The sequence below is a fragment of the Psychrobacter immobilis genome, assembly GCF_904846175.1.
GTDB lineage: Bacteria > Pseudomonadota > Gammaproteobacteria > Pseudomonadales > Moraxellaceae > Psychrobacter > Psychrobacter immobilis_E.
The window spans coordinates 370,377-395,590 of sequence record NZ_CAJGZM010000002.1 but is presented as its reverse complement, the minus strand read 5'-3'; the positions used below and the strand labels follow the sequence as shown (position 1 = coordinate 395,590).

19 protein-coding genes are annotated in these 25,214 nt (G+C 42.4%); 8 read left to right on the top strand and 11 right to left on the bottom strand.

The window, feature by feature from the left end:
- Positions 1-137 precede the first annotated feature (137 nt).
- Together JMW39_RS04190 and JMW39_RS04185 are read right to left on the bottom strand one after the other, a co-directional pair.
- Positions 138-1,808 carry a fatty acid--CoA ligase gene (locus tag JMW39_RS04190; RefSeq protein WP_201544106.1) on the bottom strand — a complete coding sequence of 557 codons (1,671 nt, stop codon included), beginning with the start codon at positions 1,806-1,808 and terminating at the stop codon, positions 138-140.
- 328 nt (positions 1,809-2,136) lie between these two features.
- Entirely contained in the window at positions 2,137-3,336 is a 1,200-nt protein-coding gene (locus JMW39_RS04185) for an MFS transporter (protein ID WP_201544298.1), read from the bottom strand.
- Positions 3,337-3,859: 523 nt separating this feature from the next.
- Between JMW39_RS04185 and JMW39_RS04180 the strand changes: the two genes are divergently transcribed.
- Together JMW39_RS04180 and JMW39_RS04175 are read left to right on the top strand one after the other, a co-directional pair.
- Complete coding sequence (locus tag JMW39_RS04180) at positions 3,860-4,816, top strand: dienelactone hydrolase family protein (protein WP_201544104.1); 957 nt, start codon at positions 3,860-3,862, stop codon at positions 4,814-4,816.
- A 312-nt stretch (positions 4,817-5,128) separates the two neighbouring features.
- Complete coding sequence (locus tag JMW39_RS04175; RefSeq protein ID WP_201544102.1) at positions 5,129-5,875, top strand: hypothetical protein; 747 nt, start codon at positions 5,129-5,131, stop codon at positions 5,873-5,875.
- Between the two features lie 98 nt (positions 5,876-5,973).
- Here JMW39_RS04175 and JMW39_RS04170 read toward each other — a convergent pair whose 3' ends face one another.
- Positions 5,974-6,564, bottom strand: a complete 591-nt coding sequence (locus JMW39_RS04170) for an Rrf2 family transcriptional regulator (RefSeq protein WP_201544099.1) — start codon at positions 6,562-6,564, stop codon at positions 5,974-5,976.
- A gap of 133 nt (positions 6,565-6,697) precedes the next feature.
- Positions 6,698-7,951 (bottom strand): NnrS family protein, encoded by a 1,254-nt coding sequence (locus JMW39_RS04165; protein ID WP_201544097.1) that lies wholly within the window; start codon positions 7,949-7,951, stop codon positions 6,698-6,700.
- Positions 7,952-8,338: 387 nt separating this feature from the next.
- Between JMW39_RS04165 and JMW39_RS04160 the strand changes: the two genes are divergently transcribed.
- Complete coding sequence (locus JMW39_RS04160; RefSeq protein WP_201544095.1) at positions 8,339-8,569, top strand: hypothetical protein; 231 nt, start codon at positions 8,339-8,341, stop codon at positions 8,567-8,569.
- Positions 8,570-8,999: 430 nt separating this feature from the next.
- Here the strand turns inward: JMW39_RS04160 and JMW39_RS04155 are convergent, their stop codons facing one another.
- Entirely contained in the window at positions 9,000-10,490 is a 1,491-nt protein-coding gene (locus JMW39_RS04155) for an aldehyde dehydrogenase family protein (protein ID WP_201544093.1), read from the bottom strand.
- A 350-nt stretch (positions 10,491-10,840) separates the two neighbouring features.
- Between JMW39_RS04155 and JMW39_RS04150 the strand changes: the two genes are divergently transcribed.
- The 5 genes from JMW39_RS04150 (at position 10,841) to JMW39_RS04130 (ending at position 15,717) form a co-directional block, all read left to right on the top strand.
- Positions 10,841-11,443 carry a TetR/AcrR family transcriptional regulator gene (locus JMW39_RS04150; RefSeq protein ID WP_201544091.1) on the top strand — a complete coding sequence of 201 codons (603 nt, stop codon included), beginning with the start codon at positions 10,841-10,843 and terminating at the stop codon, positions 11,441-11,443.
- A 259-nt stretch (positions 11,444-11,702) separates the two neighbouring features.
- The gene (locus JMW39_RS04145) at positions 11,703-12,920 is read left to right on the top strand and encodes an iron-containing alcohol dehydrogenase (protein WP_201544089.1); all 1,218 of its coding nucleotides are present in this window, start codon (positions 11,703-11,705) and stop codon (positions 12,918-12,920) included.
- A 194-nt stretch (positions 12,921-13,114) separates the two neighbouring features.
- Complete coding sequence (locus tag JMW39_RS04140; RefSeq protein ID WP_201544087.1) at positions 13,115-14,176, top strand: NADP-dependent oxidoreductase; 1,062 nt, start codon at positions 13,115-13,117, stop codon at positions 14,174-14,176.
- A 197-nt stretch (positions 14,177-14,373) separates the two neighbouring features.
- Entirely contained in the window at positions 14,374-15,051 is a 678-nt protein-coding gene (locus tag JMW39_RS04135) for a type 1 glutamine amidotransferase domain-containing protein (protein ID WP_201544085.1), read from the top strand.
- A gap of 30 nt (positions 15,052-15,081) precedes the next feature.
- On the top strand, positions 15,082-15,717 hold the full coding sequence (locus JMW39_RS04130) for a glutathione S-transferase family protein (RefSeq protein WP_201544083.1): 636 nt from the start codon (positions 15,082-15,084) through the stop codon (positions 15,715-15,717).
- Between the two features lie 145 nt (positions 15,718-15,862).
- Here the strand turns inward: JMW39_RS04130 and JMW39_RS04125 are convergent, their stop codons facing one another.
- The 6 genes from JMW39_RS04125 to JMW39_RS04100 form a co-directional block, all read right to left on the bottom strand.
- Positions 15,863-17,209: a D-arabinono-1,4-lactone oxidase gene (locus tag JMW39_RS04125; RefSeq protein ID WP_201544081.1), complete on the bottom strand. Its 1,347-nt coding sequence runs from the start codon at positions 17,207-17,209 to the stop codon at positions 15,863-15,865.
- The gene (locus JMW39_RS04120) at positions 17,197-18,477 is read right to left on the bottom strand and encodes an alanine racemase (protein ID WP_201544078.1); all 1,281 of its coding nucleotides are present in this window, start codon (positions 18,475-18,477) and stop codon (positions 17,197-17,199) included. The genes JMW39_RS04125 and JMW39_RS04120 overlap by 13 nt, the downstream gene beginning before the upstream one ends.
- A 284-nt stretch (positions 18,478-18,761) precedes the next feature.
- A complete protein-coding gene (gene pdxH / locus JMW39_RS04115) occupies positions 18,762-19,421 on the bottom strand; it encodes a pyridoxamine 5'-phosphate oxidase (protein WP_201544297.1) in 660 nt (219 codons plus the stop codon).
- Positions 19,422-19,490: 69 nt separating this feature from the next.
- Positions 19,491-20,858 carry a phosphoglucosamine mutase gene (gene glmM / locus JMW39_RS04110; RefSeq protein WP_201544076.1) on the bottom strand — a complete coding sequence of 456 codons (1,368 nt, stop codon included), beginning with the start codon at positions 20,856-20,858 and terminating at the stop codon, positions 19,491-19,493.
- A gap of 200 nt (positions 20,859-21,058) precedes the next feature.
- Positions 21,059-22,531, bottom strand: coding sequence for an IMP dehydrogenase (guaB, locus tag JMW39_RS04105; RefSeq protein WP_201544074.1), 1,473 nt, complete (start codon positions 22,529-22,531; stop codon positions 21,059-21,061).
- Between the two features lie 514 nt (positions 22,532-23,045).
- On the bottom strand, positions 23,046-25,121 hold the full coding sequence (locus tag JMW39_RS04100) for a mechanosensitive ion channel family protein (RefSeq protein ID WP_227679239.1): 2,076 nt from the start codon (positions 25,119-25,121) through the stop codon (positions 23,046-23,048).
- Positions 25,122-25,214 lie beyond the last annotated feature (93 nt).

The window sequence follows — 25,214 nt, the reverse complement described above, 5'->3', positions numbered from 1 at the left end:
GAACTAAAAAACCGATACGTTATGTATCGGTTTAAAATGTAGCAGAGCGAACGATAAAGGTCAACTATTAAGAACGTAAGCCATTCGATATTTTGCTAGGCGTAAGTATGTTTAAAAGCCGACCACTCCCTAAACCATTACACCTCAGTCTGATTACCATACATCTCACGCATAACTTTTTTGTCATGTTTACCAACAGAGGTTTTAGGTAGCTCATCGACAAACTTAAACTGACTAGGCACACCATATTTAGGAATAATACCGCGCTCTACTGCCTGCTCAGCAATCGCTTTGATGTCATCAGCGCTGGTATCTTGGCAAGCAGGTTTGAGCACAATCAAGGCTAGCGGACGCTCGCCCCACTGCTTATCACGTACGCCAATCACTGACACATCAGCCACCGCTGGATGCAAGGATAAAATCGTCTCAATTTCTAATGATGATATCCACTCGCCACCTGACTTGATGACATCTTTTAGACGATCGGTGATTTTGATATAACCATCAGGTTGGATGTAGGCGATATCTTGGGTATGCATATAGCCATTTTCCCACAGCTCTTTACCCGCATCGTCATTCTTTAGATAGCTCTGCGTTAGCCAAGGGGCACGCAGCACCAACTCGCCCGTATGATCTTTACCGGTACCAACCGATTCATTGTTGGTATTCCATATTTGAGCATCGACCATCAGCACCGGCTTACCAGTCATACAACGGCGAGCAATATCTTCTTCTTCAGACATCTCAGGCTCATCGAGACTAAATTCTGTCAAGCTAATAAGGGGTGCCGTCTCTGACATACCATAGCCAGTATAAACTTCAATACCTTGCGCCAACGCTGCTTTTGCTAACCCTTCAGTCAGTTTAGAACCACCGATAATCATTTTTAGACCATTAAAACTGGCCTCGCGATCTTGCGCTTCTTTAAGTACCATTTGCAAAATAGTTGGTACGCAATGGGTGATACTGACCTTTTCATTGATAATCAAATCCATCAACACATCGGGCGCATAGCGACCTGGATAGACCTGCTTTAGCCCTACCATAGTGGCTGTAAAAGGGAAGCCCCATGCATGAACGTGGAACATCGGCGTCATTGGCATATAAACATCGCCGTAACTGACGCCTTGCTTGTTGGGCAGCATACCCAATGTCGCCGCCTCTGTGAGGGTATGTAATACCAATTGGCGATGGCTAAAGAACACACCTTTTGGATCGCCGGTCGTGCCTGAAGTATAAAAAGTAGTAGCAATGGTGTTTTCATCAAAATCTGGGAAATCAAATTCGCTATTGGCCGCCTCTAACAATGCCTCATACTCACCTGTAACGCGGTTTTGGTTACCACCGAAGACGCCTTCGTAAGATACCCCATTGTCATCGAGCCAAATAATATGCTCAATGCTGGAGTTTTCAAACTGATAATCTTTCACCAATGGCGCAAATTCAGAATTGAGTAGTAGTACTTTAGGCTTAGCATGATTGATGGTATAGAGAATTTTTTCGGGCGACAGACGGATATTAACGGTTTGCAGGATATACTCTGACATTGGTATGGCAAAATACGATTCTAAGTAGCGATGACTGTCCCAATCCATGACCGCAATCACATCACCGGCATCAAGATTCAAACTTGCCAAGACATTGGCTAAGCGATTGATACGCCCAAACAACTCTTTATAAGTGAAGCGCTTTTTATCGGCATAAACGATTTCTTGCTCTAGCGACACCGTTTTGGCACGGTTTAATAGTTGCTTAATAATTAACGGATAATCGTAGGCTGACGGCGCACTATGATAAATATTTGACATAGATTTAACTTCCTTGTGGATGGTTTAATTATTTTAAATTACCTTTAACATGTTTTAGAAAAGAGGGCATTTTTATCACATCGCTAACTATTATCATCGGTATACACGCTGCTATAACTGATGGCAACGCTTATCATCATGCTTGATAAGCTCCATTGATAGTAAGAAAAAACTTAAGGCATGTAAAGCGTGCTTGCGTAAGTATCTTACGACTATAAGTTCTTTGATAAACATTTAAATACTTAGGTTATTGTGTTATGGCAAGTTATGGTATGACGATGTAGAGTTAAGTTAAAAAACGTGGTATCAAAGGTTAGAAAAAATCCTCTTAATTCGTACGAGGGTTTGTTTTAATCATCCCAATACTGGCGACCAATAATGCCAGCACTTGCACAAACAATAATAACCAAACGGTCAGCGACCATTGCCCACGCGTATAAGCGATACCGCATAGCCATGCACCCATCGTACCGCCTGCGTAATAGCCCATATAATATAAGCCCGACGCCAATGAGCGTCCTTTTTTGACATTGACTGCGATATAGCTGATGGTAGCAGCTTGGGTAATAAAGACGCCGGTGGACATGACAGCAAGCCCTATCACTATCCCCCAAAGCGGTGTCACTAGCGTTAAGAGCACGCCAAGCATCGATATAATAACCGCTACCCGAACTGTACGCGCCGAACCAAAGCGGCGGAGCAACGTCGTCGACAATGGCGTAATAATAACGCCAATTAAATACACGGCAAAAATATTGGCAAGCGCACCTGTGCTTAATGCATAAGGCGTGCCTGCAAGATGCAAATTAATAAAGGTAAAACAGCCTACCAACGAGAACAACACGCAAGCACCGAGTAAGCAGGACGTGACGACATAGCGGTTGACTAAATGCTCACCAAGCGTCTGCATGGCTGAACGAAAATTGGGATTGGCGACAAAATGCCGTGATGCTGGTAGCATTTTACCCACCCATAGCGCCCCGATAAGTGTCATCGCTGCCATCACATAGTATCCGGCACGCCAACCAATCAGCTCATGCAAGTGCCCAAGTAAAAAACGCCCCATAAAGCCGCCAAGTACCGAACCTGATACATAAAACGACATCAGCTCAGTGACCGCACGTCCCTCAAACTCTTCACCGATATAAGCAATCGTCACCACCGTAATACCTGGTACAGACAATCCCTGCATAAACCGCCACATGCCCATCCAACCAATATCTGGGCTTTGGGCAATTAACGCAGTGGGTATCGCTAAAAACAATAACGCCCCCACGATAAATGATTTGCGCCCCACGGCATCCGAAAGCATGCCCAAAAATGGCGACATAATCGCAATCGCCAATATAGTGGCACCGACGATCATACCTGCCTGCACCTCAGTTGCCGAAAAATCCACCATCAATACCGGCAAAATAGCCTGAATAGAATACACCTGCAAAAAAGCAAACATCCCAATCAAGCCAATCGTCAGCTTCAGTACCCAAGAAGGGGCATCAAATGGCACTGGCTTATTGGGTGCTTGCATACGGCGGCTGATGTAGCTGTTATCTTCGCCATTGCCGTTAATATTGATGTTGTTATCTATACTGTTATTTATATTATTATTCAAAGTAGCACTGACTATATTGGACACCTTTTTTTAGCTGAAGCTATATAGGGCATGGGTGATAGAAATGGAGCGATAGCATTTGATATCGCAATAATAGAGCACATGGCTTACCGTAAAACGATGCGTGATTGATGATTTTATCACACCAAATACCAGACTCAGGTTTCGGTGTGTTATTCGCAATGCCTTTTATGAAACCAGTTATTGTTAAAGTACTTATGATTAAAGCGCTTATAACTAAAAAGCTATGCTAGGTTTAAAACTCTAGAGGTAACTGATATTTTTGACAGCTAACAGATTACTGCCTATTATTGTTTTACCTTGACGTATCTAATTGAGATTTCTACTTTATCGACTGTAGAGCATAAACCACAGACCAACTTAAGCCCTAAAACAACATAGGTTATAAAAGAAAACCTCATATAACAGACCATTTATCATGTTAAACACCCCTTTTTATTTAAGATTAATTACTGCTACAGGCACACTGATTTTTTCTATGAATGTGGCAGCGGTCACAACAGAACAAATAGTCCCAATTGAAAAGCTAACAATCAAAGAGCTGTCAACCGTCACCCTATCGACCAAAGAAGCCTCAACCACTACATCAAAATGCATCTCTGACAGTGTCATTACTGCAGCTGAACTGTCAGCTAAGCGTGATAACGGTCCTTTTACTGTGGCTAGTAAACCCGTTCTTCGGCAGCTGGCAAATGGCTTTGGTGGCGGAACCATTCATTATCCAACCAATGCTGGTGACTGTGGTCTGTTAGGCGGCATCGCAGTCATTCCTGGTTATGTGTCTTACGAAGCGTCTATTAAATGGTGGGGCCCGCGTCTCGCATCTTGGGGCTTTGTGGTGATTACTATCGATACCAACTCTATTTATGATGACCCAGATAGCCGAGCGACCCAACTAAGTACCGCCCTCGACCATATGCTTAGCGACAGTACGGTGGGTGCGCAAATAGATAGCACTCGTTTGGGCGCTATCGGTTGGTCAATGGGCGGTGGTGGCGCGCTGCAGTTAGCGACCAAGCGCAGTGACGTCCGCGCCATTATTCCGCAAACGCCCTATCATGATAAAGACTATGGCACTATGGACACGCCCGCTTTATTTATCACCTGCCAGAACGACCGTATTGCTTCCAATAAGAAGTATAGCAGTCCTTTTTATAATACTGCTGCTGGGCCAAAAATGAAGATTGAGATAAAAAACGGCAGCCACTTTTGTCCAAGTTATCGCTTTAACGAGATATTACTAAGTAAACCAGGTATTGCTTGGATGCATCGTTACATTAATGGTGATATGCGCTTCGATAAATTCTTATGCAACAATGAAAATTATGGCAGCAGCCCTCGCATATCAGCCTACGATTATAAGAATTGTATATAGTCAATTTAAGCTAAAAAGAATACAGCACGGCTGGGATAAATTTTGCGCAGCCACTGGAGTATGAAGCACACAGCAAGCAAGGACAGAAGGAAGGAAGAAGAAGTTATCTCAGCAGAACGCTATTTTGAACGACCCCTTTTCTATCAAACTGACCATATAGCAGAGCTTTTAATATTTACACATCTATATGGCTGATATCTATTTCCTTACAGACTTTACGACCTTAAAAAATCATAATCAGAAAGTATGCATAATTAGTTGGTATTACCAACAATGAAAAAACTCAGAAAATAACGATTAAGGAAAATATCAATGACCGATAAAATACATGATTTGGGTGCAGGGTTTTGGAATATTCGCGGCACGTTTCGCTTAGGTGGCGTCATTAATATAGGCACCCAATGCTCACTTATAAAATTAGCCTCAGGGCGCTTTGTGTTTTTGGACAGCTACGAGCTCACTGGCGACGTACGCGATGAGATAATGGCCTTAACCAATAATGGGCAAGATGTCGAGGCAGTACTCAATGTCCATCCCTTTCATACGATACACTGCGCGCAAATGGCAAAAGACTTCCCGCAAGCGATATTTTATGGCAGTCGCCGTCATCATAAAAAAATCCCTGAAGTTCAATGGGCAGAAGATTTAGTCGAAAGCGATGCGGTCGCCGAGCGTTACTCTGAGCTGAAGTTTTCTATATCGGAGGGTATTCACTATATCTCGCCTAATGAGATGATTCACGCAGGCTCGCTGTTGGTATTTCATCCTGCCAGTAAAAGCCTGCACGTCGATGACACCTTTATGAGCCCACCAACCAAACTACTAGAAGCTGTATTACCGGAGCTTTTGTTGCACCCAACGACCAAAAAAGCGCTTAAAGATGAGCCTGATGCTGGCAAGCAATATTGTGATTGGGCGACCAATTTGGCACATGAATGGCGCGAGGTACGAAACTTTTGCGCGGCGCATTCTTATTTGGTTAAGTTTAAAGAGGGCGAGTTTGAAAACGCTTTATTAAAAGCCATCGATAAAGCACGTCCTAAGCTTGAAAACGCTTAGCTGCTTGAATTGAATAATTTAAAAATTGATAGTAAAAAAGGCTGCCGACACTGTTACTAGTGGGGCAGCCTTTTTTAGTAACTTTATATATAAAGCTTTTATTTTACAAAGCTATTTAAGCTATTTCTATAAAATAACAACTCCGCAAGCTCTGCTTCATTACTGATAATATCGGCCAAAGTATAGCGCTCAAGGACGTTAATAAAAGCGGTCAATGCTTCAAAGAATACTTGTTTAAGCTGACAGACAGGGCTAATGATACAGCCCGATTTGACCACCGTACTTGCCTCTTCATCGATAAGCGTCAAAGATAAATCTTTGGCAGCCCCTATGTCGTCATCACTAATAACCGCACTATTAGCACTGCTATTCTTATCAGGCTCAGCGGTTATTAATAAATCGGTCGAAAAACACTCAACCAAATTAAAATCTGGCTCAATTTGCTTAATTAATACGCCTAAATTGATATCTTTTGGCGGACAAGCTAAGCGGATGCCACCATTTTTACCGCGTACGCTATCTATGTAACCAAGCTGACCGAGCTGGTGAATAATTTTGGTTAAATGACTTCTGGAAATATTGTAGCTATTGGCAATGTCACTGATATTTGCCAATAGATGCGGCTCAGGCTTAATCGCCAAATATATTAATGAGCGCAGCGCATAATCACTATAGTTTGTCAGTCGCATATTAAGCGCTCCGATTATTAATGTCGATGTTTAACTTACATTCTATCTCTTAAATAATACTTTATATACCACATCGATTGTTAAGTAAATTTTATTTTTTCATAAATTGCATTTTAAGATTACTAAGACATTATCACCCAAACAAGCCGTCTGGTCGTTGCCGTGCCAGCATCGGTAAATAACTGATGCAAAATAGCGCAAAACAAGCGATCCAAGCACCTTGTGCAACCATGATCCATAATAAATAATGACTTATATCAACCAAGGGCAAAAATACCCGACTGACAAACGTCAGTACCATAAGCGCAAACATGACATTAACGATTTTAGGCGGTTGATGTATACTACGTCCCGTATGACCGAGCGATACCCGCGCCATCATTGCTACGGTCATCATGCCCACGCCAGAGATTGATAATCCATGGACGGCGATACTGTGACTGTAGCCGAGCCATGGCTGCAATGCGTACAGCACAAAACTCACACACATCCCTAAAAACGCGATATATAACGACCATAGCAGCGGTTTTTGCCAAATGCCGTGATGGTACCAGCCTACCAAGCGTACAATGTTGACCACCGCCACCCCAAGTGCACTGATGGTCAGCAAGTATTTATTGGGATAAAACAAATCAACGAGGAAGAAAGCGAAAAAGAACAATAAGCTTGCGATATCTTGTGCTTTATTATTACGTACCGTTACTGCTTCTGTTTCGCCTTTAGCGTTTGCAATACTCAGACCACGCTCGATAAAGAACGGCACCACGCGGCGACCAATGGTCAATACCAAGCCGATAATGATATAGAAGCCTAAATACACCCCTAACTTGGTTAGATTCATGTTGGCGCTGATAATGCCCCAATAGCACAAAGCATTACCTAGTGTTAGGAGCGCAAGCTTGGCTAAAATACCCATCTGCTTATATTGTTTAACTTGCAGCACAGCCCGAAAAATTACGAACGCCATCGAGCCGACAAACAATAAATCAAATACCGCAGCCGCATATAGTAACGCCGCCCCATTGCCAGCAACCGTGATACCCAAGCCAAATGCCACCCAGCCCAGACGGGCCAGCAACCAACACATAAAAATACCGAGCAGCTTATAACCATACGGCATCATAACGCCTGTCCAGGTCTTCACTGCAGTCAATAAAAAGCCCGCCACAACTGCCAATGCGTAGCCATATATCATTTCATGACCATGCCAATATAACGGATTCAATGTTTGCGCATCGATATCTGTATGCCCGGTAAACACAAAGGCCCACAGTGTCATTGTTATAATGGCTAACAATGCTGCTGCGCTAAAAAATATCCGAAAGCTCAAATTGAGTATAGGATGCGGCGAGCTTGGCGGCTTAGTAGGTAAATTAATCGATTGCATAGCAAACTTCTTATAGTAAAAGTTAGAAGATACGTCATAAGATACATTTTAAATGAATGTTATATATAATACAACTAAAACTATATTACTGCTATGATTCATTAACGCACTTATTGCATACAACTTTGCTTTATATAACGCGCTAAACTGGATAACTCATATTATATTAATCTATATTCTATCACTTGTACTAAAAAACTGGTATCAAATAACTGGTAGCAAATAACTTACATTGGCTAATTTACAGCAGTATGAAATCAAACGCTAAACTCTACAAACTAAGCGCTAAAGTAGCTCATACCTTGATATTTGCCATTACTGTTAGCATTATAAATAGTGACCACAGCCAATTTGACTACATAAATGGTTCACCTTTAGGAGATTATCATGACAGAAGCGCATGCACCGATTGAAAAACGTAAAATCGTTAATAGATTTTTGACCCTACTGACTGAACAACAGCCGCAGATGTATTATGCTACGACATCAGAGGTCGCGCGTAGTATCCATACAATGATTAAAGAGCATACCAATCGCCTGACGGTAGAAGAACAAGCGCTCGTTAGGCACATGACTATTGAAGAGATACAGGGTTTATTAGGTTTTCATCTTAAATAATTATGTTTAAAATTTTTTAAAAGGCCGCCATATAGCGGTCTTTTCATTTATATTAAGAGCGATAATCTATTATTCCCAAAACTGACCACAATACATTGAAATCTCCATTACGCTCTAAAAAGTTTGACTTATTTATATTGTTATATATTATATTCATAATAACGAATATATCGGAGTAATGGGATTATGCAAAACTGGGCTAAAACGACCTGGTTCTTAATAACGATATGCGCGATATTATTAATAATAGTAACGCTTTTAAGAGTAAGCCATGTCATCTAATATGACTTTGATTTTTAATAGCCTTAAAAATAGCCTCTAGATATCTTTCGTTATCGTATACAAATAAAAAGACCACCCAAAGGCAGTCTTTTTTGATACTAAAAATTCAATCTAAATTATTTAGAATGGGTTATTTAAAACTGAGTATTTAAAAAGGATATTCACGTGGCTCATGCTGCACCGAAATCCAATGCAAAGTGGTAAATTCTTCTAATATCCACTCGCCATTAAAGCGCCCGATACCAGAGTTTTTCTCCCCGCCAAATGGTGCATTACTTTCATCATTGACTGAGATGTCATTGATATGGGTCATGCCCGCTTTGATACCACGCGCAAAACGCAAACCTTTTGCCATATCTTGGGTAAAGACCGCACTCGATAAACCATACATAGAGTCATTGGCAATCGATAGCGCATCGTCTTCATCTTTGGCACGAATGATACCAACCAAGGGGCCAAACACTTCGTTACGTGACAAATCCATCTCACGCGTCACTTCACTAAAGATATGCGGTGGCACGACTTGACCTTTAATCTCACCACTTAATATCATCTTAGCGCCCTCTTCCTGCGCTTTGGCGATTTTTTCTTGCAGCGATTCGACTTGTTTTTTATTAATAATAGGACCAACCGCGGTATCCGCCTTGCTAGGATCACCCACGTTTAGGGTTTTTACATGGGCGAGGAAACGCTCAACGAAATCATCATAAATCTTATCTTCGACAATGATGCGATTGATAGCAATACAGATTTGACCTTGGTGGAGGAATTTACCAAAGGCAGCCGCCTTCACAGCTTGCTCAACATCAGCATCTTTTAGCACCACAAACGGGCTATTACCACCAAGCTCAAGCGCCACTTGCTTGATATAATCGCCACCATTAGCAAGCTCGCCGATACGCTTACCGACTGAAGTTGAACCGGTAAATGACACCAAGCTTGGAATATCGTGGGTGACAATCGCATCGCCTATCTCGCTGCCCGCACCAACTACCACGCTCAGCAAGCCTTTCGGCAGACCCGCCTCTTCAAATATTTTTGCTAATAGCAGACCGCCGGTAATCGGCGTATCACTGGCAGGCTTAAGTACCACAGCATTACCCAAGGCTAACGCAGGCGCGATAGAACGCTGGGTTAAATGTAGGGGAAAGTTCCATGGGCTAATCACTGCAATCACGCCCATCGGTTCACGATAAATAAAGTTCTCTTTACCCGGCGTATTAGAAGGACGAATTTCACCATGCACACGGTTAGGGAAACTGGCAGCTTCAAGCGTAATCGCACGCGCACTACCGAACTCTACCATCGCCTTAATGCGCGTACTGCCCGACTCTTTTATCAACCAATCGACGATTTCTTCTTGACGCTCATCAAAGGTATTGACGACATTATATAAGACCGCTGCACGCTGGGCTGGCGTTTGCTTCGCCCACTCTGCCTGTGCGTTGGTTGCCGCCTGAAAAGCTTCATCGAGCTGTTTATTGGTTGCTTGCTGAATCTCTACCAAGGTTTCGCCATTAAAAGGGTTGGTATCGGTGTTGACGCTATCGTCTTTACCTTTTTGCCAAGTACCGGCGATATATTGCAAATGAAAATTGCTATAGGCGCTCTGCTGAGTCTTCTTAGTATCGGTTGACATAATTATCCTTATATATTTTATGGTTGTTTTTAAAAGCTATTTAATCAAAAGCATTTATTTAGTTAAAAGCATTTAGTCAGATAAAAGCTTGGTTATATAAATAGTCGGCTTGTCTATTGTGCAATAAGCATTTGCTATTAAACGTTGATAAAAGGTTTCTTAACAAACGCTACTTGCTAGACGATTGGTCTAATGCTAACATAGTAATCATAAAAACAAGAATCATTTATCACTACGTATTGTTGAAAAAACGTAACGTTTAAAACTATTATTAAAAATAGCAATTTCTATCTAACTGACTATCATTCCATTAAACAACCAAATAAAGATCTAAGGAGAACATCCTCTTCATGTCCACCATTACAACCACTGCTCCATCAGATACCAGAGCGCATCTATTAGCAATAGGTTATCAGCTCATTGCGCAAAAAGGCTTCACCGCTGTCGGCATCAAGCAAATACTCGATACTGCGAGTGTGCCCAAAGGCTCCTTTTATCATTACTTTGCATCAAAAGAAGCCTTTGGTGAAGCCATCATCGAGCATTATTTTGCTAACTATAAAAAGCGCTTAGAGTCGATTGCGGCTGAGGACATTAGTGCGCAACAAAAGATTTATAACTATTTTCAAAACTGGTATGACACCCAGCAAAACGGCTGCGACCATGAAAAATGTTTGGTGGTAAAGCTCAGTGCCGAAGTGGCTGATATCTCAGAAACCATGCGTAAAGCCTTATACGCGGGTTATCAGCAAACCATCAACTGGATTGCTGAGCAAATAAAAGCAGGTTGGGCAGATGGCTCTATACCTCACCCTGATAATATCGCCGCCGAGAGTATGGCTAAGCGTTGGTACTTTGCTTGGTTGGGTGCCAGTTTGGTCGCTAAGATCAGTCAAACCGATACGCCATTAGCAGAAGTATGGCTGATGACCACCTCGCAGCTTGGTCGCTAAACCTTTATTTAGGTCTTTAATCAGTAACTGTGTTGACCGCTAATTAGTAAATGACAATTTTTAGTTATACGATAGTTTTGTAAAATCAGTTAAAAAAATACTAGACGACCGGTCTAATTAATGTACAATGCGCACAGATGGCAATAATCGCTATAACGCGTATTTACTATAACAATCTGCAGACACTTATTAAAACCTTGTCTTTAAACCACACTTTTTAAAACCCACTTACGACTTCTCATTAGAAACTAGGAATATTATGAATAACTTTCAATATTACAATCCCGTACGTATCGTCTTTGGCGAAGGTCAAATTAAACAGTTATCAGAGCTCGTGCCAACAGATGCGCGCGTGTTAATCACTTATGGTGGTGGTTCAGCGCAGCGTACGGGGACTTTAGATGAAGTTAAAAATGCGCTATCAGCCAATGGCAACCGTGAAGTATTTGAGTTTGGCGGTATTGAAGCCAATCCAGAATTCACCACCTTGTTAAAAGCCGCTGATATGGTCAATGAACATAATATTGACTTCTTATTAGCGGTTGGTGGCGGTTCAGTCATTGATGGCAGTAAGTTTGTTGCCCTTATCTCTTCATTAACCGAAGATGGCAGCACGGATGGCACGGTATCTCGTGAAAAAGCATGGGATGCACTGACCAGTTATTATAAAAATATCGATTCAGCGATTGATTTAGGCGCGGTATTGACCATTCCAGCCACAGGTTCTGAGATGAACTCTGGCGGCGTGATTAACTATAGCGAACGTCAAGCAAAACTACCATTTGGTAATCCACTTGCCTTCCCTAAATTTTCAATTCTAGACCCTACCAAGACCCTAACTTTACCTGAGCGCCAAGTGATGAACGGTGTTGCTGACGCCTTTGTTCACGTCATGGAGCAGTACCTTACCTATCCTGTTAATGCAAAAGTTCAAGATGCATTTTCTGAGAGCTTATTAAAAATCCTTATCGAGGAAGGTAAAGCGGTCAAAGCCGATCCAGAGAATTTAGAAACGCGTAAAAACATCATGTGGACGGCCACCATGGCATTGAATGGTCTGATTGGTACTGGTGTACCGCAAGATTGGACGACGCATATGATTGGTCATGAGCTGACCTCACTACATGCGATTGACCATGCTCGTACGCTAACGATAGTATTACCATCAGTGCTGCGTGAGCTTAAAGACAGCAAGAAAGACAAATTGCTTCAGTATGCGCGTAACGTTTGGAACGTTACAGATACAGATCTAGACGATGACAGCATCATCGAAACTGCTATTGTTCATACTGAGAACTTCTTCCGTGAGCTTGGATTGCCAGTTAGCTTAGAAGATGCTGAGTTAGATAAGTCAGCCATTGACCCTATTATCAAGCAACTTGAAGCACACAAGATGGTGAAATTGGGCGAACATGGTAAAAATGATTTAGACGTATCACGCCGTATTTTAGAACGCGCTGTTACCAGCAAAGCTTGATCGTCATAACGATTCATTCTCAGATTTATTTATTGTCAAAATAATTTATGGTTATAACTTTTTATCGTCATAACTTTCTATTTCTACAACAATCGGTAGCCATCCATATTGGTGTGGCTACTGACTTCAAGAATTTTAAAACTTTAAGAAAATCAATAACTACAAAATAAATAACTAGAATAAGGAGCTTTAACATGAGCCTTGATAATAATTTTAATGCACAACAAAACCAAACACAAAACCGTCAAATCAAACTGGCCAGCCGTCCTAATGGTGCACCAACTAAAGATAATTTTGAGCTGACCACCAGCAACATCCCAACTCCTAATAACAATCAAATGCTACTACGCACGGTCTACATGTCACTTGACCCCTATATGCGCGGACGTATGAGTGCTTCAAAAAGCTATGCTGACCCGTTAGAAGTTGGCGATGTCATGATGGGTGGAACGGTCGCACAAGTCATCGAATCTAATATCGATAAATTTGCCGTCGGTGATTTAGTGGTGTCGAATTCAGGCTGGCAGGATTATAGCGTCAGTGATGGCGAAGGCGTGCTAAAGCTTGATAAGAACATGTCCAACCCTTCTTATGGTCTTGGTGTCCTCGGTATGCCAGGCTTTACCGGTTATATGGGTTTGACCGATATCGGCAAACCAAAAAAAGGCGAAACCTTAGTAGTAGCTGCGGCGACTGGTCCTGTGGGCGCAACGGTTGGACAAGTGGGTAATCATTTAGGCTTACGTACTGTCGGTGTCGCAGGCGGTGCTGAAAAATGTGCCTATGCAGTCGAAGAGTTGGGCTTTGATGTCTGTATTGACCATAAAGCCGACGACTTTGCCGAGCAGCTTAAAAATGCTTGCCCAGATGGTATCGATATCTATTATGAAAACGTCGGTGGCAAGGTACTCGATGGCGTATTGCCATTATTAAATGCCCATGCGCGTATTCCAGTTTGTGGCTTGGTTTCTCAATATAACGCAACTGATCTTCCTGATGGCAAAGACCGCCTAGGTATGCTGATGGGTCTTATCCTTAGTCAACGCCTGACGATCAAAGGCTTTATTATCTTTGAAGAATACGGCGATCATTTCCCAGAGTTCTTGAAAACCATGGGTGAATGGGTTGAGTCGGGTAAAGTCAAGACCAAAGAGCATATCGTCGACGGTTTAGCACAAGCACCGCAAGCTTTCTTTGACATGCTAGAGGGTAAAAACTTCGGTAAAACCGTGGTTAAAGTTGCCGATGTTCAGTAGTCAATAGACTGCAGCGAATACTCAATTACCTTCAGATAACCACTTAACAACATAATAAGTTAAGACAACTACTGAAAATAATGATCAATGCATCAATAATATTAGCAGCCAGCATTGTTAAAGCTATGCTGGCTGCTACACACCTAAACTTGGTATTAAAACTTAGCAATCAATACAAATAATAAATAAGGACAATTATGAATATCTTAATGGTACTAACCTCACACGATAAATTGGGCGATACAGGCAAGAAAACCGGCTTTTGGCTAGAAGAATTTGCCGCTCCTTATTATGCTTTTTTGGATGCTGGCGTCAACATTACCCTAGCCTCTCCTGCTGGTGGTCAACCACCACTCGATCCAAGTAGCGATACTGAAGACGCGCAAACAAAAGATACCAAACGCTTTAAAGAAGACTCTGAAGCTCAAGAGCGTCTTGCCAATACCAAAAAGCTTGCTGATGTAAAAGCTGAAGACTTTGATTCTGTCTTTTATCCGGGTGGTCATGGTCCATTGTGGGATTTGGCAGTCGATAAAAACTCTATTGAATTAATCGAAACCTTTGTTAAACAAGACAAACCGGTTGCTTTCGTTTGTCACGCTCCTGCAGCGCTTAAAAACGTCAAAATAGATGGTGAATATTTGGTCAAAGGTAAAAAAGTCACTGGCTTTACCAATACCGAAGAAGAAGGCGTACAGCTCACTGACGTCGTACCTTTCTTATTAGAAGACGTTTTAAAAGCCAATGGCGGTCACTACGAAAAAGGCGCAGATTGGGAGTCGTATGTCGTTGAAGACGGTCTATTGATTACCGGTCAAAACCCAGCGTCATCAGAAGAAGCTGCTAAACGCTTACTTGCTAAACTTAACGCTTAATATAAAAAATACCGCCAAAAGGCTAATATCATGATTCGCTTACACCATCTTAATCAATCGCGCTCACTGCGTACGCTATGGCTACTAGAGGAGTTGGGGCAACCTTATGAGCTCATTAGCCATCAGCGTGATGCCAAAACGCATCTAGCACCTGATAGCTTAAAGGCAATTCATCCACTTGGTAAATCTCCGGTTATTGAGATGGATGGCGAGCTTTATGCCGAATCAGGGGCAATTATTGAGATGTTAATTGAACGCTTTGCCCCAGAGCGCCTACGCCCTATTACCGATAGCGTAGAATATGGTCATTACTTGCAGTGGATTCACTTTGCCGAAAGCTCGCTGATGTTGCCGCTATTGCTCGAGCTGTTTACCACTAAAGCAGGTGTGGGCGATAATGCATTCTTGAGCGGTTATATCAGTCAAGAAAAGCACAAATTGCTGGGCTACTTAAATGACGAGGTTAAAGACAAAGCGTTTATCGTTGGTAATAAGCTAAGCGGCGCCGATTTTATGCTGTCGTTTGACTTAATCATGCTGGCTAAGCGTGGCGAGTTGGACGATTATATGCATATCAAGCAATATGCGCTGCAATTGACCAGTATTGATAGCTATCAGCGCGCTATGCGTTTGGAAGCCAATCATGATGACTCTATTAACTATTAAGCGCTAAGTAAGACAGTTCTGATTGTTTAATAAAAAAACAGCTCTTTAAGAGCTGTTTTTTTATGTCCGGTTTCTATAAATAGATAGTCTATAAATAGCTTGTTTGTCAATAGATTATTGGCGTTCGACTATTTTATAACTTTGTTCATTTATAAACGCTTGCAATACAAAACTTTTGCTCAAGCCAGCTATTCATAAAAACGTTATCAGGATCAAACTCACGGCGAATTTCTAAAAAGCGATTGAGCTTAGGATATAAGCTTTGCAGCTCGAGATGGTTCAATTTATTCACTTTACCCCAGTGCGGACGACCCTGCCATTTTTTCATATACTCGTACAGCCATTTAAATAGTGGCTCACAGTCCATACCTTTATAGACATGAAACGATAATACCGCGCAATCTTCTCCCTGCGTAGGACTGAGCATGCCAGTCTCACCTTTATGCGTGCGCACTTCGATGGGAAAGTGCGAGCCTTTATTGTCTTTTAATAAAATATGATTGACCTCAGAGATACATTCATCAAAATCAGATAACTTAATAAAGTATTCAGACTCATTAAACTTAACGCCGCGCGGTGTCGGAAACACCTCATAACTATAGCCTTCACGTTTGGTATTAGGAATGGAGCTGGCAGATATTTCACTCACTTTTTTGGTCAGCAATGGCTTCATACGAGCCAGCTCACACAATACATAAAAAGCACCATTCAAAGTGACCACGCTGTCGAAATGGTCTTTTAGCTTTTGTGTACCCGTCATCGCTTTGGGCTCTATTACCGACAGCGTCTTTTGCTGAATCTTATTGGTGCCGGGAAACAAAAACCATTCTAGATGACGATGGCTGTGCGCGGTTTCATGAAAACGTGCCAAGCCTTCTTCAAAGTCTAATACTTCGTTGGACTCTTTAAGTCCATAGAGGTCAACCACTTTAAGGGTTAATTTAGTAAAAATACCGAGCATACCAAGGCTGGCATGCAAAGCATTACCCAGCTCGTCAGTTTTTGGGTCGCCGCGATGATGGGTATGTACTTCTCCTTTACCATCAACCCACTCCCACATCACTACTTGATTGGCAATAGAACCCAGAGTAATCCCTGTGCCATGAGTTGCGGTACTGGCAGCACCAGCAATAGTCTGCGCTTGTACATCACCCATGTTTTCTAACGCCAAACCATGCTCTTTAAGTGCTGTGCCAATTTCATATAAATAAGTACCGGCATGTAAAGTGGCAAGCTTCGCCTCTTTATCGACCGAGATAAGACCGCGCATATTATGCAAACTGACGGCAATTTCTTCAGGTTTTGCGCAGCCACTAAAAGAATGCGCCGCGCCGGTGACTCTAACGCGCTTTTTATTCGCCCGTGCGTTTTTGACAATCTCTTGTAGTTCTGCAACCGATGAAGGCGTAAGCTTTTGCTCAGGGGCAGCACGCTCGTATCCTACCCAGTTTTGCCAGTCATTACTTCCTTGCCACTGCTTTAATGAAAACATTTGCCCTCTCCTCGGTAAGTTGTCATTATTTGCTGCTTTTCTTCTTTGTTTGTTTTTTCACTTTTCTCTGCAAGCGTTCCATCGATTACTAAACCGTCGCTTACCAAACCATCTGCTGTAGATTGAAAAGACTGTCGATAACAAATAAGCTCGTTAAAATGCTCACACAGCTCGCCTGCCTTCGCATGCCGGCACCAAACTCCATCACCGATACTAATAAGCGGGTTATCGCTACCTTTTCTATTTTTTGAGAGAGCCATTGGCGTTTGTACTTCACCAAAATCTTCATCGCTTAATGATGATAAATATTCGGGATAATGTATCACTGGCGCTTTATCCACACCTGTCGCACCCGACGCAATAAAGCCACCACCATGACAGGTGATGACGCCTTTTTCAGGCTGACGCGTCACAGGCAGCACAAAACCAGCAGCAGGCTGAAACTCATGCATGCTATCCATATAATCAAAATAGGCCGGTTTATAATACGCCGAACCAACCGTTATCTCGCTGACCTCAGGTTGGCTTGAGGTAAAATCCATACTGCCGCTACCGCCACCGTTGACAAGCTTCAGGGTATGGCCTTGTTTATGCAGATATTCAACGATTGAGCTGCGTCGCTTACTCACTTGTTTTTGTGAGCGGCTTTTTAATAAACGAATGGCAGGTGACAACAAATTTTTGCCCGGTAAATGCTCCGGTAAACCAGCAATTTGTGCCTCATAACCCATCGCCGCACTGACATTGATATGGACACATTTTTTGATATGCTTCAGTAGTTTCTTAACATCTTTGATGCTCATCAATGCCGAGCGCTTGGTACCAAAATATAACTTTGGTAGCGGCATCGACATATTGATATCGAGGCAAACGTCGATGATGACATCATGAGCTTTGGCAACTTTATTAAGTACATCAACATGCTCAGGGCGATCAACCATCCAAATCATGGTTGCGCCTTGCTTGGTATAGTTAAAGGTTGCTGCAACGCTCTCCATATCCAAGGTTGGATAAGCGCAAAGGATATTATCAAAGCTGTTTTCTAATAGATACAATGACTCGTCGGCAGCATAGGACATGAGGCCGATAAAGTGAGGAGATTTGTTTTGAATATAACGCAGGACATCGAGAGAACGAATAGACTTCGTTGCCAAACGCAACTTAACGGCTTGGGTTTTTTGATTGACCAATTTTATATTATGATCAAGCGCGTCCATATCGAGCCATGCACTTGGAGTCTTTGGCGGAGTAATGTGAGCAAAATCCATTTTACTTTCCTTGTAACAACGATTAAAAACAGCCCCTTTTTTTATTATTCTCTCAATTACACTCTATAAAAGAGCATAAATCAGCACCATAGTTTGAACCTAGCGTATAAGACAGTCAAGCATCATATCTATAAAAATAGAACAATTGTTAGGATGATAAGATAATTTATAATTATGAGCACATAAAAAAAACCCTCTAAATACCTATATTATTCGGTTTAGAGGGATTTTTGTTTTATCAATAAAACAGCGCGCTATAAATATTCGCTATAGATGTACAAATATTATGGCAATAAGCGCTTGGTTGTCCATTTTGCCGTGCTTTCTTCGCTACTGGTATCTAACGTATAAACAATACGGTCGTGCATACGATTGGCGCGACCTTGCCAAAACTCAATTTCCTCAATCGTAATCTCATAACCACCCCAAAACTCAGGAGTGGGTACTGGACTGTCTGTTGGATAATCGGCTTGTAGCTGTGCAAACGTTTGTTCCATCACGGCGCGATTGGCAACTTCACCACTTTGCGGCTGGCTAACCCACGCGCCCACCTGACTATCATGTGGACGTTTTTGAAAATAAGCCGCAGATTTATTGGCATCAATTTTAGCAATACTGCCGCTGATACGAATTTGACGCTCAAGCTTATGCCAAAAAAACAGTGCTTCGGCATTGGGGTTTTCAGCGATATCTTGGCCCTTCGCGCTTTCATAGTTGGTATAAAAAACGATACCTTTATTGGTAATCTCGCGCATCAAAACAATACGCACGCTAGGCTTATTATCCGCTCCACAAGTCGCTAAGCTCATCGCATACGGTTCTTGCACTTGTGCTTCTATTGCCTCATTCATCCAAGCTTTTAACAGCTCAAATGGTGACGCGGGTACTAACTGTTGGTCAAGTTGGCCTTTCTCATAGGATAGGCGCTGATCGGTAAAATCCATACTCATGATTGTTTCTCATTATATTCGTAAATACAAACCATACTCGTAAATACTATTAACCCGAGGCTTTTAACCCAAGACCGTTTTGATTTTATCTGCCAAATCATTTGCCATTACATCGCATTCTATCTCATCATCTGACTCGACCATGACTCGAATCATCGGCTCTGTACCCGATTGGCGAATAAGCAAGCGGCCACGACCTTCTAAAGTAGCGCGAGCTTTATCAAAAGAGGTAACCAATTCCTCATGTTCAAACGGATCTTGCATTTTCGATAAGCGCACATTGACTAACTTCTGCGGTAATACCTCAAAACCTTCGGTCAAATCGCTAAGCGCTTTACCGCGTGCTTGCATCACTGCCAGCACTTGCAAGCCTGCAATAATCGCATCGCCAGTACGACTTTTATCCAAGCATAAGATATGACCCGATGGCTCACCACCCAATATCCAGCCATTGGCTTCAAGCTCTTGCATCACATAACGGTCACCCACTTTTGCACGCGTAAACTCAATGTCAGCGTCTTTTAACGCCAACTCTAAGCCCATGTTGCTCATTAACGTCCCAACGACGCCTTTGGCTTTGGTTTGACCTTGAGTCGCAAGTACATACAAAATACCATCACCGTCGACCAACTCACCTGCTTCATCGACCATCACGATACGGTCACCATCACCATCTAAAGCAATACCGACATCGGCTTCGTGCTCGAGTACGGCTTTTTGCAGACTTTCAGGATGGGTCGAGCCGCACTTTGCATTGATATTAATACCGTCGGGTTTGTTGTTAATCGCAATAACATTGGCGCCAAGTTCACGCATAACGCGCGGCGCGACACTATAACCTGCGCCATTGGCACAGTCGACAACGACGGTCAAATGATCTAAATCGTATTGATAAGGAAAGCTGCCTTTGCAAAACTCAATATAGCGCCCTTTGGCATCATTGATACGATTGTTTTTACCCAATTGTGCTGGATCTAAAATAGGCATCAGAGCGTCGTTACTGTCTGTGGTAGACATAATGGCGGTCAATTTATCGTTAATAGCATTTTGCAGCTCATCAGTGAGTTTTTTGCCATCACCTGAGAAAAATTTGATACCGTTATCAAAATAAGGATTGTGCGAGGCAGAAATCACTACACCAGCATCAGCATTAAAGCTGCGCGTCAGATGCGCGATAGCAGGCGTTGGTAACGGTCCTAGCATATGGACGTCGACACCGGCGGCATTAAAGCCTGCCTGCAGCGCCCCTTCAATCACATAACCTGATAGACGCGTGTCTTTACCAATAACCACACTAGGTTTACGAGCAGGATTATTATTATTTTCTATCAGCACCAACCCCGTCACATAGCCCAACTTTAAAATAAAATCAGGGGTAATGGGTAGTTCACCAAATTTTCCGCGAATACCATCAGTGCCAAAGTAGCTCATTATTATTATTCCTCAATGTTAAAAGTAAAAACCAGACGTGCGCACAGGCATAGCCTTAGATAAAAATACGCTTAATCCAATCTTGTATTTTACAAAAAAAACAGCCAACAATAACAAGGCATTGTTGGCTGTTTGTATCTCGAAGTCACGACAACGCTACTAAGCAGGTGATTTACGCTTATACAGCGTTAAAAACGTGATTAGTCGACACGATAGTTAGGCGCTTCTTTAGTAATCTGCACATCATGGACATGTGATTCTTTCATACCCGCTGAAGTCACTTTAACAAACTGTGGTTTAGTGCGCATCTCCTCGATGGTTGCACAGCCAGTATAGCCCATTGATGAACGCAGCCCACCCATCATTTGGTTAACGATACCAGCCACTGGTCCTTTATAAGGTACGCGACCTTCGATACCTTCTGGAACCAGTTTTTCTACCCCATCTTTGGCATCTTGGAAATAGCGATCTGACGAGCCGTTTTGACCTGACATCGCACCCAAGCTACCCATACCGCGATAAGCTTTATAATAGCGACCTTGGAATAGTTCGACCTCACCTGGCGCTTCTTCGGTACCGGCCATCAGCGAACCAACCATGATGCACGACGCGCCGGCAGCAATGGCTTTTGCCATATCGCCTGAATAGCGAATACCACCATCAGCAATTAGTGGAATACTGTCTTGTAGCGCATTTGCGACGCTATCAATCGCAGAAATTTGCGGCATACCAACACCAGCGATAATACGCGTGGTACAGATAGATCCTGGGCCGATACCTACTTTCACCGCATCTGCACCAGCATCACGTAACGCTTTAGCCGCATCGCCAGTGGCAATATTACCGCCGATAACTTGAACATTTGGAAAGTGCTTTTTAATCCAAGAAACTTTATCCATCACGCCTTTTGAGTGACCATGCGCGGTATCAACAACGATAATATCGACGTCCGCGGCAATCAAGGCTTCAACACGTGCTTGGGTATCAGCGCCAGTACCAACAGCTGCGCCAACTCGCAGACGACCGTGCTCATCTTTACATGCGTTAGGGTTGTTTTCTGCTTTAGCAAAATCATTAACCGTAATCAGACCACGCAAGCGAAAATCATCATTAATGACAATGACTTTCTCGATACGGTGCTCATGAAGGAGTTTTTTGATATTTTCGTTGCTCTCACCTTCTTTAACGGTGACCAGCTGATCTTTTGGCGTCATAATATGACTGACTGGCAATGATAGATTGGTCTCAAAACGCCAGTCGCGGTGAGTGACAATACCGATGACTTTATCAGTGCCCTTCTCAACCACAGGCACACCTGAGATATTATTATCTTGGGCCAATCTTAATAGCTCACCAATCGTCATCTCTGGATGAACCGTGATAGGATCAACCACCGTACCCGCTTCGAATTTTTTAACGCGGCGTACTTGCATGGCTTGCTTATCGATATCCATGCTTTTATGTAAGATACCCAAGCCACCAAGCTGTGCCATAGTGATGGCCATCTCAGATTCAGTGACGGTATCCATCGCAGCAGAGATTATAGGTAAATTCAATGTGATATTTTTGGTTAGGCGGGTCGTTAAATCAGCAGCTTTTGGTAGGATTTCAGAATAAGCTGGCAATAATAAAACGTCATCAAAGGTTAAGGCTTCATCGACAATTCGCAACATACAGACCCCTAGTGGTGGTTATTTTGATGGGTGGGCAATGCAGTATTAAGTCAATAAACGAACGTTTTGTCAAAAACGGTAGGCTAAAATGCAAATAAAGATAAAGCCGTTAGATTATGAGAAAACCATGAGGAACAAACTCTAAACACCAACATTCGCTCGGCACGTTATCTATTTATCAGTAGTAATAAAACGATTAGTAAGTAGATTTGCCAATACAGCGCCTCTAAACCTCCTAAAGTCTGATTACACGATGCTTAATAACTGAATTATCCCTTAAAAATAACGCCATATTATAACAAATAAGGCAAGCCTACGCATAACATATTTGTCAGCTTATTTTGCTATATTAATACGATGATATGATGGCACTGTCATTTAATAATCTAAGGTCATTTAATAATATAAGGTTCTTTGATAATTTATATTTATTTGGAAAGTTTTCAAAAACTTATCTTTGAGAAACTTTCCAAATAAGTTCAAGCCGTTAAAAAATGATTAAAATTAGCCGAACTTAATCAGCACTATTTTTGACTATCAAACGCTCAGCCGGCAAATATTCTTTTTGTTCGCTATATAAATAGCTCAGCATCTGCTCACGCACTTCACATTCGAGTGTCCAAGCATTGAGAGGGTTATCAGACGCTTGACTACAACGCAGTTTAATGGTGGTTTCTGATACCGAGACGGTAAACAACTCAGGCTCAATTTCACTGTCCCATAGCGCATTGTCTTTTACAAGCTCGATATATTTTTGCCGAATGGCGTCAATATCGGCACCGTAATCGACATATAAATAAATCACCGAGGTTTGATGCGATTCGGTATGCGACCAGTTCTCGACAATCTCAGTAATAAAATGCCGCATGGGCACAATTAAGCGGCGCTCATCCCACGTCTTTAGTACCGCATAGGTGTAACCCAAATCCTCAATCGTGCACCACTCACCTTCCATCATCACCGTATCGCCAATACGCACAGGCTGGGTAATCGCAACTTGCATACCTGCGATAATATTTCCCAAAATAGGCTGCGCAGCAATACCTATCACCGCGCCCGCAATCCCTGCTGAAGTGAGTAGGGTTTTACCTAAACCATCAATATTGGTAAATTCACTCAGTCCTATCCAAATTCCGCCCAAAATCATCACAAAGATAAAGACACGGCGAAAGATAGACACATAAGTGCGACGGCTGCGACCTTTATCAAACTGCGCTTCGCTTAAATTTTCTATTTGAAAATCTTTATAACGATTGGCAAAAAAATTAATGGCACGAATACCAAGCCACATGGTGCTAAACACCAAGCCAATCCAAATAATGGGGCGTGTCGATGAGGCTAAGGCATCTAGATAAGGAAGGCCGCCCGATACCAATGTATAAACAGAGGAGAAACTGATGGTAAAAGTCAAAGGTACGGTCAGCTTATTAACCAAATCCTCTACCCCGTTGTGATGAACAGTACCAAGTCGATTGCCCTCTTTGTCTAAAACATACCAATTCAGCAATTTACCAGCCGCTTTACTAAGTAACCAACCGGCGCCCATGGTAAAAGAAAAGAACATGAATAGTGCTATAAATTCCCAAATAGCAATGCCAAAGACTTTTAATTTGGTCCAGTCGGGCAAATAGCGCTCAAACTTTGCGGGCTGATATTGCTCGTATAACTTATTGATATTAGACACCGTCTGCGCGGAAAACACCCAAAAAGGCGCATTGTCATCGATGCGCACGCGCTCAAGATGTATCGGTACACGGCGCTCGCGATAATCGATATAGCCCAATTGGATTGAGCGCCTAGGAATACCTTGGATACTATTCGTGCTACCAAGCGGCGGTTCAATCAAACCGTCAGGACGGTCAGGCAGCTTATCAAACACATAGAGCTTTCTCTCTACCAATAAAAAATCAAGCTGTTTGGCAAGCTCCATCGCTTGGTTAGGCTGCAACTCCTTATCAATCAAGTTCATATTGAGCGCATAAGCGGCCAAGTCATATTGCTGCTTCATGACCGCTGATTGAAAAAACTCTAACGTTGCCAATGGTGTCGATAAATTCGGTGGCTCAGATAGTGGCGGCAAGCCTACATTGAGCTTATTTAACGCATAATAGCTTTCGTTATAATCGCCTGTCAGACCAGAATCGCCCTGTAACACGCCTGCCTGCTGCACCGTCTTTTTCTCAAGCGGGCTAATCCCTTCTCTTTTCAGCTTATCAATGCTTTGCGATGCATAATCAACGACATTCTCTGGTGCGGCAGTGACGGGCGCAGTTGCTTCATTTTGATTATTAGTAGCAGAACTGGTAGCTGAATTTTTAGCTGAGTTTTCATCAAGCACAGCGTTGACACTGCTAGCGGCATAAGCAGGCAGATAGACAATGCTTAGGATAATAACGGAGATACTGATAATAAAATGGCGTATGCTCAAATGCCTCGCCATTAATTTACGCTTACCCTGAACAGTATTCAAACTCTCACAACTTTCAAAGTTCTCAAAGCTCCTAAAACTAGAAAAATCAGTGTCGCCAATATCGCCTGTATTGTGAACTTGGATATTTTTAGCAATCAAGGACTGAGGAAAATGTTTCATACGATAAGTTTCTAGGCTGATTAGTGAAATTAGTTATTAAAATTAAGGGTTAATATAAGCTTAAGCTAATGCAATGAACAAAAAAAAGCCAGC

What these genes read in the sequence shown, in the direction of transcription:
- JMW39_RS04190 (WP_201544106.1), bottom strand. Translation starts at nt 1,808, where the DNA reads ATGTCAAATATTTATCATAGTGCGCCGTCAGCCTACGATTATCCGTTA.
- JMW39_RS04135 (WP_201544085.1), top strand. Translation starts at nt 14,374, where the DNA reads ATGAATATCTTAATGGTACTAACCTCACACGATAAATTGGGCGATACA.
- JMW39_RS04130 (WP_201544083.1), top strand. Translation starts at nt 15,082, where the DNA reads ATGATTCGCTTACACCATCTTAATCAATCGCGCTCACTGCGTACGCTA.
- JMW39_RS04175 (WP_201544102.1), top strand. Translation starts at nt 5,129, where the DNA reads ATGACCGATAAAATACATGATTTGGGTGCAGGGTTTTGGAATATTCGC.
- JMW39_RS04125 (WP_201544081.1), bottom strand. Translation starts at nt 17,209, where the DNA reads ATGTTTTCATTAAAGCAGTGGCAAGGAAGTAATGACTGGCAAAACTGG.
- JMW39_RS04160 (WP_201544095.1), top strand. Translation starts at nt 8,339, where the DNA reads ATGACAGAAGCGCATGCACCGATTGAAAAACGTAAAATCGTTAATAGA.
- glmM (WP_201544076.1), bottom strand. Translation starts at nt 20,858, where the DNA reads ATGAGCTACTTTGGCACTGATGGTATTCGCGGAAAATTTGGTGAACTA.
- JMW39_RS04120 (WP_201544078.1), bottom strand. Translation starts at nt 18,477, where the DNA reads ATGGATTTTGCTCACATTACTCCGCCAAAGACTCCAAGTGCATGGCTC.
- JMW39_RS04140 (WP_201544087.1), top strand. Translation starts at nt 13,115, where the DNA reads ATGAGCCTTGATAATAATTTTAATGCACAACAAAACCAAACACAAAAC.
- JMW39_RS04150 (WP_201544091.1), top strand. Translation starts at nt 10,841, where the DNA reads ATGTCCACCATTACAACCACTGCTCCATCAGATACCAGAGCGCATCTA.
- pdxH (WP_201544297.1), bottom strand. Translation starts at nt 19,421, where the DNA reads ATGGATTTTACCGATCAGCGCCTATCCTATGAGAAAGGCCAACTTGAC.
- JMW39_RS04185 (WP_201544298.1), bottom strand. Translation starts at nt 3,336, where the DNA reads ATGCAAGCACCCAATAAGCCAGTGCCATTTGATGCCCCTTCTTGGGTA.
- JMW39_RS04100 (WP_227679239.1), bottom strand. Translation starts at nt 25,121, where the DNA reads ATGAAACATTTTCCTCAGTCCTTGATTGCTAAAAATATCCAAGTTCAC.
- JMW39_RS04145 (WP_201544089.1), top strand. Translation starts at nt 11,703, where the DNA reads ATGAATAACTTTCAATATTACAATCCCGTACGTATCGTCTTTGGCGAA.
- JMW39_RS04170 (WP_201544099.1), bottom strand. Translation starts at nt 6,564, where the DNA reads ATGCGACTGACAAACTATAGTGATTATGCGCTGCGCTCATTAATATAT.
- JMW39_RS04155 (WP_201544093.1), bottom strand. Translation starts at nt 10,490, where the DNA reads ATGTCAACCGATACTAAGAAGACTCAGCAGAGCGCCTATAGCAATTTT.
- JMW39_RS04180 (WP_201544104.1), top strand. Translation starts at nt 3,860, where the DNA reads ATGTTAAACACCCCTTTTTATTTAAGATTAATTACTGCTACAGGCACA.
- JMW39_RS04165 (WP_201544097.1), bottom strand. Translation starts at nt 7,951, where the DNA reads ATGCAATCGATTAATTTACCTACTAAGCCGCCAAGCTCGCCGCATCCT.
- guaB (WP_201544074.1), bottom strand. Translation starts at nt 22,531, where the DNA reads ATGTTGCGAATTGTCGATGAAGCCTTAACCTTTGATGACGTTTTATTA.